The sequence below is a fragment of the Desulfuromonas sp. AOP6 genome, from assembly GCF_009731355.2.
Lineage (GTDB): Bacteria > Desulfobacterota > Desulfuromonadia > Desulfuromonadales > SZUA-540 > SZUA-540.
In genome coordinates, this window is sequence record NZ_AP022810.1 from 1,693,904 (window position 1) to 1,706,263 (window position 12,360).

At 52.0% G+C, this 12,360-nt stretch carries 9 protein-coding genes and 1 tRNA gene; 2 read left to right on the forward strand and 8 right to left on the reverse strand.

Features of this window, described 5'->3' with window-relative positions; all coding sequences use genetic code 11:
* Window positions 1-76: 76 nt before the first annotated feature.
* Genes AOP6_RS07935 through AOP6_RS07945 form a run of 3 tightly spaced genes read right to left on the reverse strand, consistent with a single transcriptional unit; the run spans window position 77 to window position 6,509 of the window.
* Window positions 77-3,442 (reverse strand): UvrD-helicase domain-containing protein, encoded by a 3,366-nt coding sequence (locus tag AOP6_RS07935; RefSeq protein ID WP_155876216.1) that lies wholly within the window; start codon window positions 3,440-3,442, stop codon window positions 77-79.
* A complete protein-coding gene (locus AOP6_RS07940) occupies window positions 3,439-6,117 on the reverse strand; it encodes a PD-(D/E)XK nuclease family protein (protein ID WP_155876217.1) in 2,679 nt (892 codons plus the stop codon). Before AOP6_RS07940 ends, AOP6_RS07935 begins: the two co-directional genes overlap by 4 nt.
* Window positions 6,114-6,509 carry a VanZ family protein gene (locus AOP6_RS07945; RefSeq protein ID WP_155876218.1) on the reverse strand — a complete coding sequence of 132 codons (396 nt, stop codon included), beginning with the start codon at window positions 6,507-6,509 and terminating at the stop codon, window positions 6,114-6,116. The genes AOP6_RS07940 and AOP6_RS07945 overlap by 4 nt, the downstream gene beginning before the upstream one ends.
* Window positions 6,510-6,664: 155 nt before the next feature.
* On the opposite strand from AOP6_RS07945, the gene AOP6_RS07950 reads away from it, so the two are divergent.
* Window positions 6,665-7,309, forward strand: a complete 645-nt coding sequence (locus tag AOP6_RS07950) for a lysophospholipid acyltransferase family protein (protein WP_155876219.1) — start codon at window positions 6,665-6,667, stop codon at window positions 7,307-7,309.
* 33 nt (window positions 7,310-7,342) lie between these two features.
* On the opposite strand, the gene AOP6_RS07955 is transcribed toward AOP6_RS07950, so the two are convergent.
* On the reverse strand, window positions 7,343-7,756 hold the full coding sequence (locus AOP6_RS07955) for an alpha/beta hydrolase (protein ID WP_155876220.1): 414 nt from the start codon (window positions 7,754-7,756) through the stop codon (window positions 7,343-7,345).
* A gap of 389 nt (window positions 7,757-8,145) precedes the next feature.
* On the reverse strand, window positions 8,146-8,619 hold the full coding sequence (locus tag AOP6_RS07960; protein ID WP_155876221.1) for a hypothetical protein: 474 nt from the start codon (window positions 8,617-8,619) through the stop codon (window positions 8,146-8,148).
* A gap of 300 nt (window positions 8,620-8,919) precedes the next feature.
* Between AOP6_RS07960 and glgP the strand changes: the two genes are divergently transcribed.
* Window positions 8,920-10,632: an alpha-glucan family phosphorylase gene (gene glgP / locus AOP6_RS07965; RefSeq protein WP_155876222.1), complete on the forward strand. Its 1,713-nt coding sequence runs from the start codon at window positions 8,920-8,922 to the stop codon at window positions 10,630-10,632.
* 24 nt (window positions 10,633-10,656) lie between these two features.
* On the opposite strand, the gene AOP6_RS07970 is transcribed toward glgP, so the two are convergent.
* The 3 genes from AOP6_RS07970 to AOP6_RS07980 all read right to left on the reverse strand — a co-directional run bounded on the left by AOP6_RS07970 (window position 10,657) and on the right by AOP6_RS07980 (window position 12,332).
* On the reverse strand, window positions 10,657-11,232 hold the full coding sequence (locus AOP6_RS07970) for a DUF882 domain-containing protein (protein WP_155876223.1): 576 nt from the start codon (window positions 11,230-11,232) through the stop codon (window positions 10,657-10,659).
* A 275-nt stretch (window positions 11,233-11,507) separates the two neighbouring features.
* A complete protein-coding gene (locus AOP6_RS07975; RefSeq protein ID WP_155876224.1) occupies window positions 11,508-12,194 on the reverse strand; it encodes a DUF554 domain-containing protein in 687 nt (228 codons plus the stop codon).
* 61 nt (window positions 12,195-12,255) lie between these two features.
* A tRNA-Arg gene (locus AOP6_RS07980) sits at window positions 12,256-12,332 on the reverse strand.
* Between the last annotated feature and the right edge of the window lie 28 nt (window positions 12,333-12,360).

Here is a 12,360-nt window from a genome sequence, read left to right on the forward strand (position 1 = left end):
TGATATGTCCTGACAAAATAACACTTGTGACTTTACCACAGGATACCCCAAAAAGGGAAAACAAAGTCTCTCCGAGCTACCCTTGCAATTCCCACCACCCGTTAAACAGCGGAAAATAAAGGGCAGACCGCACCTGGCGTAAGGGCTCCAGGTTGGACCAGAGACGAACATAGGTGGCAAGCTGATGTTTGTATTTCTCGGCTTCCTTTTTCATGAACTGATCCGGTTTCATGGCTGTGTCCTCTGTGACTTTGTAGTCGATGATCCAACGAATACCTTGTGCATCGACAAAACTTCTATCAATGACCGCCTGTACCTGCCGGCCATCGATCACGCCTGAAAGTGGTACTTCCGTTTCAGTTTGCTCGTAGTCGGCAAGGACCCAGCGGCCCCGATCGCTGGTCAGGGCGACACGCAAAGCACGCAGGACGTTTTCCGTCCCCTTAACTGCCTCATCCAAGGGGACGCCAAGAGCATTGAGCTCTTTGGTAATTGCGTTCCGTCGTTTCTCCAATCGATCACCAGTCCACGAAGAAAGACCTTCGCGGGCAAAGACGTCAAGATAGGCGTGTGTGACAGTCCCTACATGTCTGGCTGTTTCAGCTTCCCATCCGGAGAAAAGGCTGACTTCATCCCCCCTGGCTGATGGCGTGTGAACCAATGAATCGGATGTAAAATAAGAAGCTGAGAAATGGGGCGATTCCCATGCGGCAGGCAAGCGCCGAATAGGCCAGTCCCGTTCGATAACACTGGTCGCCTTGTGAGAAAGGACGGAATGTTGGGAAATTCCTGCAAAAACCTTCTCCACCACCGGCCATAATTTCTGCAAAAGAGATCCACTTGCAGGCGTAAAGGTATCCTCCTGATTGCATTGAGCATGACCGACCAGATGCAGACGATTTTTTGCGCGGGTGGCTGCGACATAGAGAAGACGGATCACCTCCTGATCTGCCTTGTCCAGTTCCAATCGGCCCAAAAGGTCGAATAATGGGTTTTTACCTTTGGAACCTGTTGGCTCCACAGGAGCCAACAGCAGACCCCACTCAGGAGATTCCAGCCAACGCAATAGAGGTTTGTTGTTGTGTCTTGGCGGGTGCCCAAGTCCTGGGATAATCACGGTGTCGAATTCAAGCCCCTTGGCTTTGTGGATCGTCATGACCTGAAGTCCGATTCCACTTGAAGCGTCCGCTGCGGCAAAAAGTTTGGACAGGCTTTCCTCCAGCGCCTCGAACGATTCAATGTCGCCGCCAGCATCATGCTGATCCAGAAGGGCAAAGACCGTATCGGCGTCAGCCAGATCGGTGGCGTCGACACAGGCCGGCCCTCCGAGAGCCATCCAACTGCTCTCGACGAGTTGCCGCAAATCAATTCGTCCTTTATATCGGAGCCCGCGAGCAAGAAGCGGCCCAATGCGGTGAAGGCGTTTTTGGGCATCTTCCGACAGGAGCTTTAACGTCTCAGGATCTTGAACCTGTTCGAGAATGGTTTTTTGTACCCCCGCATGACTCAAAACATGCAGATCTGCCAAGGCCAAACCACACCAGGGAGCCCTCAGGACAGCGAGCCATGCCAACCGATCGCCAGGATGAAGCAGGGCACGGGTCAGGGATAGAATATCGAGAGCCACGGCTCTTTGCTGGAGTGAATCGATCTCATGGGCCTGATAGTTGATTCCGGCTTTGCGAAGGCCCAGAAGAATGCTTGGCAGGTGACTGCGTGAACGCACCAGAATGGCAAGACTTTCAGTAGGGTTGTCAATCTGAACTTCCTGCACTATCTGCACGACAAGGGATGCTTCTTTTAGGGCATCTTTGCCGACCAGCGGATGAAATGTAACGGCCCGCCCAGGCAAGGGGGGGTGGATGGGATTGGCCATGCTGTAGGTAACAGCCCCTTTGGTTTCATCCTCCCGGCAAGGGAAAAGCGTCGAAAAACTGGCGTTAATCCAGTGAACGATATTTTCCTGGGATCGAAAATTTGTGCATAGATTAAGGGATTCAAGAGGCACGCCAGCCAGGCCGTTGTGGCGGACTTTTAGAAAAAGCCCTACTTCGGCTTCTCGAAAGCGGTAAATGGACTGCATGGGATCGCCTACCACAAAAAGAGTCCGTCCGTCACCGGGAGTCCAACCTTCTGTGAGGGCCTCCAGCAGAGAATACTGCTGAAATGAGGTGTCCTGAAATTCATCGACCAGGATGTGTTGAATTCTGCTGTCGAGCTTTAAAAGCAATTCGGAAGGTTGCCCCCCTTCCTGCAAGGCGTCCAGTGCCTTCAAGGCAATCTCACTATAGTCGGCTTGATTTTCTTGACCGAAGACAAGCCAGAGTTCTGCCGCGGCAAGAACCAGGACATCGATGAGTGCCGACAGGGTCTGCCAGTCCTTCTCGGAATAAACGGCTGGTGGCAACATAGAAACCATTTTGAGCTGCTCCGCCAGACCGGGAATGGCATCGAGCTCAGCGATAGCTTCACTCAAGGCCTTTTTCATCTCCTTGCTGGAACCATGGCCCGGTGGAAAACCCACGGTAACATTAAGCGCGCGGCGAAAGTCGCCCTTAGCGGTCAACAGCAAGTCAGCCAACCCCTTCCAGGCAGGCAGTTCTGTCGGGTCATCACCTGGGAAATCGGTAATATTTCGCAAAGTGCCTAGAGGGCGATCGTTGTCATTTGCGAGATTTTCCGCTGCAAAACGTACCCCTTCCAGCAAAACGGCTCTTAACGCTTCGGGTATGGTTTCGGCAAGTTGGGAGAGATATTTTTGAATCAAGTGGGACAGGGCTTGTTCCAGTTCTGCCCTCTCACGCTGCGGATTCCCCTTTACGACGTGACGAAGCCACTGGTCGCGTCGGGGCAGCATGCTGACCAGAAGATCCTGCAGCGTATCCATACGGTTGTCGAGGTGGGCAAGCAGGTCTTGGACAGCCTCACTCCCCCTTTGATCGTCCTGCAGTCTTGCGAGCACCTTTTGACAGGCCCGTCGGTACAAAGGAACAGGATCATCGGCAATGTCGGGCATCCCCCCAAGTCGCGACAGCCAGGGCATGTGGCGGACGAGGGACGCATTGAAGCTGTCGATCGTCTGAATCGTCAACCGAGACGGGTTTGCCAAAATGTTCCACCCCAGAGCGCAGTCTCGTTCAAGGGCCTGACGCGCAAGCTCCCAGGTTCTGGCTGCATGGGGTTTCTCAGGTCTGGGGTCACCAGCCTCACCCAGAGCTTCCAGCAGACGGTGCCTCATCTCCCCGGCCGCTTTTCGCGTAAAGGTAATCGCCAGGATATCTTCTGGGCGGTTGACCGTAGCTAACAGCGCCAAAAATCGCTGGATGAGGAGCTCGGTCTTTCCCGACCCGGCGGGCGCCTGGACAATGAAGGAACGGCGCGGATCGACCCCCTGCTCTCTTTGCAGGGCATCCGAGAGAATGGGGGCTGGGATCTGATTCAATCGACATCCTCCTCAGTATGGTCCTGTTCGAGAATGCGACACAAAGGGTGAAGGTCGCAATAACGACAGGCCTTTATTCTGTGAACAGGCCTTACGGGAGCCTCACCTGCTGCAAAATCCCGCGCAAAGCTTTCCAAATCCTCGAACCAGCGCTGAAGCAATTGATTCCAATCCGAAACACCCTGTCGTATCAGCGACTTACAATTGCCAACGGATTCGACCCGCGGCAAGATGCCTTCATTTCTGGAGATACCTTTAAAAGCGCATTCATCGGATCTGAGAATGGCGAATGCAACCCCGTCGAGTGAATCCTTTTCGGAATTCAGACCATAGATGGCAAGTTGCGGCTCCAGCAGAGGCCTGTCAAGAAGTCCGTTCAGTTCAGGTCGCCCGGTTTTGTAATCGATGATCACCAGACTGTCATTGTTCAGACGGTCTACCCGGTCGGCCCGAACTTCCAGGGAAAGGGGGCCGACCGGTACCACCTGTCGTGACTCCACTGCCATCACGGAAAAAGGAACCCGCGACATTTCAACATCGGTCAACCACAAAAGGACAAGCCTTTTCACGCGCTCTTTTTCAAGGTTTTGGACAAAAAGAGGGATATCCAGATCGTTTTCAGGAAAAAAACGGCTGGCCGCCTCCTGAACGCAGGTTTCAACGCGACGGGAAAGTTCTTCAAGACTCAAAGCGACAAGGCCAGCGTGATCACAGGTAATCGACCAGAACTTTTCCAGAACCGCATGCAGGAGATTTCCCCGTGTGCCCGCATCGACGCCAAGAGTACCTGCCTGGGGAACCTTGATACGCAGGCGATGGTGGGCAAAAGCCCTGAAAGGGCAAAGGGCCTGGTCCCTCAACAGATTGGTGCCGCCACTGACATCCTCATCCTCTGACAAGGGGGGGCCGGTCTGATCAACGAGAGTCTCCAGGTCGATGCCAGCAGAATGGAGAACGTTGACAGGGTCCTGACTTAGAACAGTCGGAAAGTTCGTGGGGGGCACCATGGCAACAAAAGGGCTGGGGCGCAACAGGCAGTCCCCCTCCCACTGCGGGTAGCTCAGAGTAATGTGCGGCGCCGATTGAAACAAGCGGGAGCAGACTCGATTGGCGTAATCCAGTTCACGTTCGCTACTGGAATGGGGCATTTGATGCACAACCTGCAGAGTAATTGGCAAAAAAGGATTGGGCCGCGCTCGGGCCGGCAGCGAGCCTTCATCTAAGCCCATGACCCAGAGATGATTGAACTGAAGGCCGGCGGATTCCAGCAATCCCATGATCTGCAGCGGACTTTGAGGACCTTCAGGTTGAAAAACCGTTTCAGAAGCAATTCGCCGCAGAAGATTGAAAGCCTGTCCATATAACATAGGAGAACTGACGCCATCGAGACAGGCCAATTGCGGCAGGATTTTTTCCTGCCAGGCTTTGTAAAGCTGGTAATCCTCACTGTTTAGCGATCTTTCGCCGGGCCAGCCCACGGCAGTGAGCAGGCGGGAGAAGGTAGTAGCCCAGGCTCCGGGCAATTGACGCAGTTTCTCGCCTCTGAATTCTCGGAGAGTTTTCCATATGTCGGCCATATGGGGGCACGGTGAAAAGGTCTGCGACCGGCAGTAACTCTCAAGACGGGCCAGAGAAAACTCTGTCTTCCGAAGAAAACGCAAGCCCTGTTCACAGCGACTGCGAGTGAAAACCTCCTGCTGACTACCCCAAAGGTAGGGCGTGCGAAGCAGGAAACTCGCATCGTCCATGGACAGACGCAAGGCGGGCTCCAGAATTTTAAGAGCTGAAAAAATCAGCCCCTTATGGCTGGCACGGTCGCCAAGAGAGAGTGTGAAGCTTCCCTCTTCCATGCCAGGGTCCATCAAGGAACGGGGATCGACCTCAGCCGTGAAAATTCGCTCAATAAGGCGCTGATATCGAGGCAGATCAGGTACGACGACACCTATTTGGGTCTCTCCCGCGGCCAGCAATTCTCTGGCCCATAGGGCCGCGGCGCGGACTTCCGCCTGCCGATCCTGGCAGGAGAGCATCGACAGAATACCTGTTTCTCCCAGAACACTGATAAATCGGGCCTCACCGTCACAGGCGAGCATGAGTTCCTGGCTGAGGGCAACGAGTTGCGGGGAAATATCATCGAATCCAACAAACAAAACGTTGTCGGGGAAAACGCTCTGTTTGTCACGAATCCTCGGGAGGATGAAATCAAGCAGGCCGGCGGTGTCGACCCATCGATCGGCCGCGCATTTATTTATGTAGGCCCGGCGCCATCGGCAGAAAGCCTTCTGGTCCGCAGTGAGATTCGACGTCTCGACCTCCAGACCATGGTCCTGCAGGAGTTGATGAGCCTCAGCCGCCTGGACAGCCGTTTTAGCGGTATGGAGAAGATCGTTGCCTGTGACCTTGATATCCTCTTCGATGATTCGCTCCCAGAGGTAAAGGGCGGGAAATCGTCCAAGAAACTGCCAACCTTCGGCAAAAGAGGTAAATGTCCTTTTGAGCCAGGCATCCAGGCTGAGGATCTCAGGGGTTCGCCACGCCAATCGCCCTTCCTGCTCCATCCGCTCATCAAAGGCTTGACGCAACTGTCGCGCCAGCCTCTTGTTCACGGTCAGGAGCAAAGCACCCGCTTGCGCCTCATCAAGAATACTATCCCGGGCCAGGAAAGTGGCTTTCATTGGTCACTTCCCCTGCTGTATGCACGTGATCGCTTCCACCAGAAGGCGAAAGTAGCGGTCAGCAGAGCACCAATACCGTCCGCCAGAATATCCAAGGTCTCGAACCGACGATTACTGGTCAGATATTTCTGCAAGATTTCAACGATCACACCAAACCCCAGAGATAGGGTAAAGGCTGCGGCCCAGGTCACCCAAAGAGGTCGTTTGAAAACTTGTACGAGACCTCCGGCAGTCAGGGTAAGCACCGCATAGGCCAAGGCATGTTGAAGCTTATCCCACGACAAAACTTCCCAGGAAGGCACCGGAGGATCGGGATCAAGAGAGAGCCACAGGATACTGGTTGCCGTACCAATAAAAATAAAAATACGAAAAATGACCAGGAGACTATTCACGAGGTAGGTTCCTTCCAGACAGTCGATGGTTTTGAAAATACACCGATCGGGAAGGAAACTAAAGGATAAATCCCGCAGATTTATATCAGGGATTGTCAGTGGTAGGCAAATAGGCTATAAAAAGGCGGTTCTTAATTCAATCAGGGGAGGATGGCTTGAACATTTCAATTATCAGAAGACTGTGGGTTCTGCTCGGTGTTTACGTCATCGGATTTTACGCATCCTGCCTCAATCGCTTCACAACGAAGGGGTGGCAGAACATCCCCTCCTCCGGCGGCGTTCTCCTGGCCTCTAATCACATATCAGGCTATGAGACGGTCTTTCTGCCCTGGGCAGTCATTCGACGCTTCCCCCTGCAGATGATCTGGGCCCCCGCCAAAGAGGAACTTTTCACCAATCCGTTCTTGAGTTGGCTGTTCCGTTCATGGGGAGCTTTTCCTGTGCGACGCGGGAGAGACATGCGGGCCGGTGAAAATATTTCTCAGTTGTTGCAAACAGAAAAGGTCATGCTTTTCCCTGAAGGGACCCGCCACAAAGACGGCACCCTCGGCAAAGGCAATCGCGGTGTCGGCAAGCTGATTTACGACAGCCGCCCCGTTGTCATCCCTGTAGCGCTTACAGGACTCAATGACTGGAAGTTTCCAGGAGTTGGACAGCGGGCCCAGGCCCTTTTCGGTGCCCCCATCGACTTTTCAGACCTGTTTTCCAGTGAGAACAACAAGGAAACCCACGTCCTCATCGTCGACCGCGTCATGGCCCGCATTGCAGAACTCCTGCCGGAGCAGCCTAAGTCAACCTGAAAAATGATACCTTAAAGTCCCTGAAAACTTTTCTCAGGCGACCCTGCTTAGCCTGACCCCCGACTGTCTTGCCCCACGCAACCGGTGAAGACGAGCTGCCAGATTTGCCGTATTCTCTTCAGTGCTGCCATCAAGTATGACCACATCGGCAAACCTCTGGGGATACCTGTCGATCAGAGTCCTCACCAGCTCAGCATTGAAATGACTGGCGGCCACAACGGCACGTCCCGTACCCAGGTAGTTCATCAAGGCCACCACTTTCCCAGCCAGGCTGCAATCCCTTGACTCGCCGGTTTGCGACAAATCGGGAACAATCACCCGATACCCCGATTCCGCCAAAAGGTTTTCCTGCGCAAGAGCCTGCTCCTCGCCACCCAACAAAACGACGGCTTTACCTTGCCCTGCGACACTGTAGTTGATTTTTTTCCCGTTAACGATAGCTTTCATGGCAATCCCTTCTTCATTGTATAGAGGCCAAAAGATATTTGACACTCACTATCAGCAAAAGGCATACCATCGTTCTACTTTTGGTCGTATGGGTGTTTTTGCGTTTAATTACGAATGCTTACAGGGGTGAGAATTCCTAACAGATTAGATGTTAAGGCGTGTTTTTCGCACAGAAGCAAAAAGAGAATACCCCGAAAAGCTAACCAAGGATGTGACCTAACGACTAATTTATGGTGCATTACCGGCTACTTAACCATCAGGACAAGGCCTTTGCATTTATATCAAAAACACTTTTTTATTTTTGCATAAATGCAAAATCTCACCATCAAAAAAAATCGCCCCCAAAGAATCCGCACAGGCACTTTGGGGGCGATATTCTGTGTTGATATTTATTGTTGAGTGAACTCGAATTGAAACTGACGTTTCTCTCCGTCGGTCAGCTTGGTGCCCACCTGAAATGTATAAGTGCCTTTTTCCTTGAGTGCAATGTCGGCACCATAGCCGCCATGCATTCCCATGAGTTTAATAGCCCCGCTCGTCACTCCTGACGGTGAGGTAATTTTCAACGCAACGACTCCTTCTTCGATTGGTTCATACTTTTGGGTATCCACAAACATAACCATGAAATGGTGCGTGGCTTCCATGCCCATCTGCGCCATAGCTTTGGAAATATCTTTCATCTCAGCCAGGGCCTCTACACCATTTTCGGTGACCGACCCCAGGTCGACCATTTGACCACTGGCGTCCATGCCGGCATGGTTCATTTTACTATGGTCCATTTTACTGTGATCCATAGCTGGAGAAGCTGAAGAGAAGACCGGTGACAATAGAACGGCAGTCAAGAGAAACAGGAAAACTTTCATTTAATCCTCCATAGGTTGGTGCTCGTTTTAGAGCGGAAATCAGGAATAGTTACCCTGTACGTATATCATGATCTATGCCATTCTTTAAAATATGCAATTTCAAACAGTTAGCGAAAAAAGATTCGATCGCAGCAGTCATGAAGTAGAATATTCCGCAGCTTTTTGAGAATATTCTACGACCATCAGCGTCAGGGTTGACCAGACCGACAAATACCGATCTCTATCTATCACCATGAAACATTTTGACGTGGTATAATAGCTCCTTTGAAAAGGTGCGAATATGACGAGAGGATATGCGCAATGACGAACTGGAAAAACTATACAAGAGAGTCGCGAATCGCTTACTTTTCCATGGAGATAGGTCTTTCCGCAGACATCCCCACCTATAGCGGCGGGTTGGGAATCCTCGCCGGCGACACCATTAAGAGCGCTGCAGACCTGAAACTTCCCATGGTGGCTGTCACCCTGGCAAGTCGGAAGGGCTACTTCCGCCAGGTTGTTGATCAGGAGGGATGGCAGAAGGAACTTCCCGTGGACTGGAAGCCCGAATCATTCATGGAACTTCTTCCCACCAAAGTCCTCGTAACCATAGAGGAACGAGATGTTAAGGTTCAGGCCTGGCTCTATCGGGTTAAAAGTCCAACAGGGGGTGAAGTCCCAGTACTTTTTCTCGATACGGACATTCCCGGCAATGTCGAGCAGGATAGACGTATCACAGACCATCTCTACGGGGGCGATCTGACCTATCGGTTAAAGCAGGAGATTGTCCTGGGTATTGGAGGAGCCAGGGCCTTGGACGCCTTGGGCTTCTCCATCCGCAAGTACCACATGAATGAAGGGCATGCCAGCTTCCTGACCCTTGAACTGTTGAGTCGTGCCAGGCGACCTATCGAAGAAACCTGGGATGAGCGGGCGGCCTGGGACACCCAGCATGTTCTTGGGCAATGTGTTTTTACAACCCACACGCCCGTTGAGGCGGGCCATGACAGATTCCCCTACGATATGATCCAGCAAATCATGGGAGAACCCGTACCCCTCACCCTGTTGAAAGAACTCGCTGGCAAGAACGAGTTGAACATGACCATGCTGGCCCTCAATCTAAGCCGTTATGTTAACGGCGTCGCGAAAAGGCATGGGGAGGTTTCCAAATCGCTCTTTCCCGGGTTTGAGATTCACGCCATCACTAACGGTGTCCATCCCTTTACCTGGGCTTCGCCCTATTTTGTCACTCTTTTTGACAAGTACATTCCGAGTTGGGCGCATGAGCCCGAACTCCTTGTCCGGGTGGACAATATTCCCGACGAAGAGCTATGGGAAGCTCACTGTGGCGCCAAGGCCTATCTTTTTCAATACATTCAGGAGACTACTGGGACTGAAATGGATCCGGATGTTTTGACCATAGGCTTTGCAAGACGGTTTGCCACCTACAAAAGAGGCGACCTTATCTTTAGTGATATTGAGCGGCTCACCCGGATGGGGGAAGGCAAGTTGCAGCTGGTTTTTGGCGGCAAGGCTCACCCAAAAGATATCCCCGGCAAGCAGCTTATCCAGAAAATTATCGGTCAGATAAAATCACTCTATCCAAAAATCAAAATAGCCTACCTGGAAAACTACAACATGGACGTTGCCTATCGCCTGCTTCCCGGGGTGGATCTATGGCTCAACAACCCCATACGTCCACTTGAAGCTTCCGGAACCAGCGGCATGAAGGCGGCCCTTAATGGCGTGCCGAATTTCAGTGTCTTGGATGGCTGGTGGATCGAGGGGCATATCGAGGGGGTCACGGGGTGGTCTATTGGGCCGCCACCGGAAAAAAATCCCAGCCAAGAGAATCATTCCGATGAAGATGCCAACGACCTGTATGACAAACTGGAAAATCTGATCATGCCCATGTTTTACCATGATCGCGAGGCATGGATCCGCGTAATGAAAAACGCCATCGGAAAAAATGCGTATTATTTCAATACGCATGTCATGATGCGTCGTTATGTGACAGAAGCCTATATTCGCTAAATTGAGAGGCGCTAAAGAGGATGGTTACCAGGACCGTGGGGACCCCGTGTCCATATGCACGAACTGTGACTTGGGATAATAGCCCACCCCTCCAGATCTGAGAGAAAGAGCTGCATTACGAAGGTTCAGAAGGTCAACTCCCGGGAGTCTGATATCGACAGCCTGGCCCTCGAGATGAAGACTCTTCGATGCAACCCCAGAACTGGTACGAGCCAAAAACGCGTTGGTTTCTGGTGAACGGTAGCCGGATATTACCTGATAGGGACGAAAACCGTCTGTTTTCTGACGCACCTCATACAACATATCAAGCAGCTGGACATCTATGTTCTTGACTTCACCGTTCCGGTAATCCCGAAGAAGATAATCTATGTCGGAAAGCGTTTCCTGAACGTATTCACCATCAGCCCAAAATACAGCCTTGTTCAGCCTTTCCCCCGTGTGAATATTGTGCAAAGAGATCGTCTTTTCCCCAGAGGTAAATTTCTGAAACTGGGCCAGGGCCTGCCCCGGAAACCCTAAAGCCACCAGAGAAAAAGCGCCTGCTGCCAAGAACCTGCGACGTGAGACATTGGGCCATTCTTCATTTTTGTTAAAGGTCATGCCTTTCCTTCTCCTGAACTTTTAAGTACCCGAAAAGCCGCCACATATCCAAGCTATCCAGCAAAGTTCACGCCAATCTGACCGACACCCAAGAAAAAAGTCCGTCAAAGTGTTAGCAAAAAAGAATAAGCCCCAGTAATTACTTAGAGACTGTTTTGAGTTGTCCTTTTTTCCTCAATTCGCGGAATGTCGTTTATGTGCTATGCCAACAGAATATTGACACTTCTTGGCCAGCGTCATCAGCAATTTCGCGAGAAATTACGAGCACAGATTGTTCAGGCAAGCCCGAAACTCCACATGAGAGCAATAGCCATAAAGATGGATGGCAGCATGTTGCCGACAGGAAGCCGCCTTATGCCGAGGAGGTCAAAAGAAATAGCCATGATAAGTAAACCACCGACTGAATTCATTTCTGTCATGACAGAAGTCGTCAGTACGGTCTTGGCAAGACCGGCCAGCAGGGTAAGACCACCTTGATAAAGGAAAAGGGGAATTATCGAAAAAACAACCCCGACACCCAACGTCGAGGTCAGTGCAATCGAAGCAATCCCGTCAAGGGCCGCCTTGGCGTAAAGAATCGATGGTTTTTCGCCAAAACCTTCCTGGATGGCCCCCATGATGGCCATGGCGCCAACACAATACAAAAGACTCGCTGTAACGAATCCTTCGGCAATCTTACCTGATCCCGAAAAGCGACTCTGAAGGTGTTGGCCAAAAACTTCCAAACGGTGTTCCAAGCGAGCCAACTCTCCTGCCAGCCCACCGAGAATCAGGCTGCCGATGGGAATAAGCGGGTGCTGGCTCTGCAGGGCCAACTGAAGTCCGATCAACAGGACAGCCAAACCGAGCGCGCACATAAGGGTATTGCGCATTCTGTCAGACAAAAGGTGACCAATGCTGCGTCCGATGGCGCACCCGCATATAACGGCAGCAATATTGACGAGAGTTCCCTTCAGAAGCACTCTTCCCCCACACAATCCACATCAATGAAAAAGACCCGCCATTCCGGCAGGTCTTTATAGATGGCGGCCCCGGCGCGATTCGAACGCACGACCTACCGCTTAGGAGGCGGTTGCTCTATCCTGCTGAGCTACGGGGCCTGATGCTCAAACCGCCTATTTTATACTT

Bases quoted from the DNA above. Each gene is read 5' to 3' on its own strand.
- AOP6_RS07940 (WP_155876217.1), bottom strand. From the start codon at position 6,117: ATGAAAGCCACTTTCCTGGCCCGGGATAGTATTCTTGATGAGGCGCAA.
- AOP6_RS07955 (WP_155876220.1), bottom strand. From the start codon at position 7,756: ATGAAAGCTATCGTTAACGGGAAAAAAATCAACTACAGTGTCGCAGGG.
- AOP6_RS07960 (WP_155876221.1), bottom strand. From the start codon at position 8,619: ATGAAAGTTTTCCTGTTTCTCTTGACTGCCGTTCTATTGTCACCGGTC.
- glgP (WP_155876222.1), top strand. From the start codon at position 8,920: ATGACGAACTGGAAAAACTATACAAGAGAGTCGCGAATCGCTTACTTT.
- AOP6_RS07970 (WP_155876223.1), bottom strand. From the start codon at position 11,232: ATGACCTTTAACAAAAATGAAGAATGGCCCAATGTCTCACGTCGCAGG.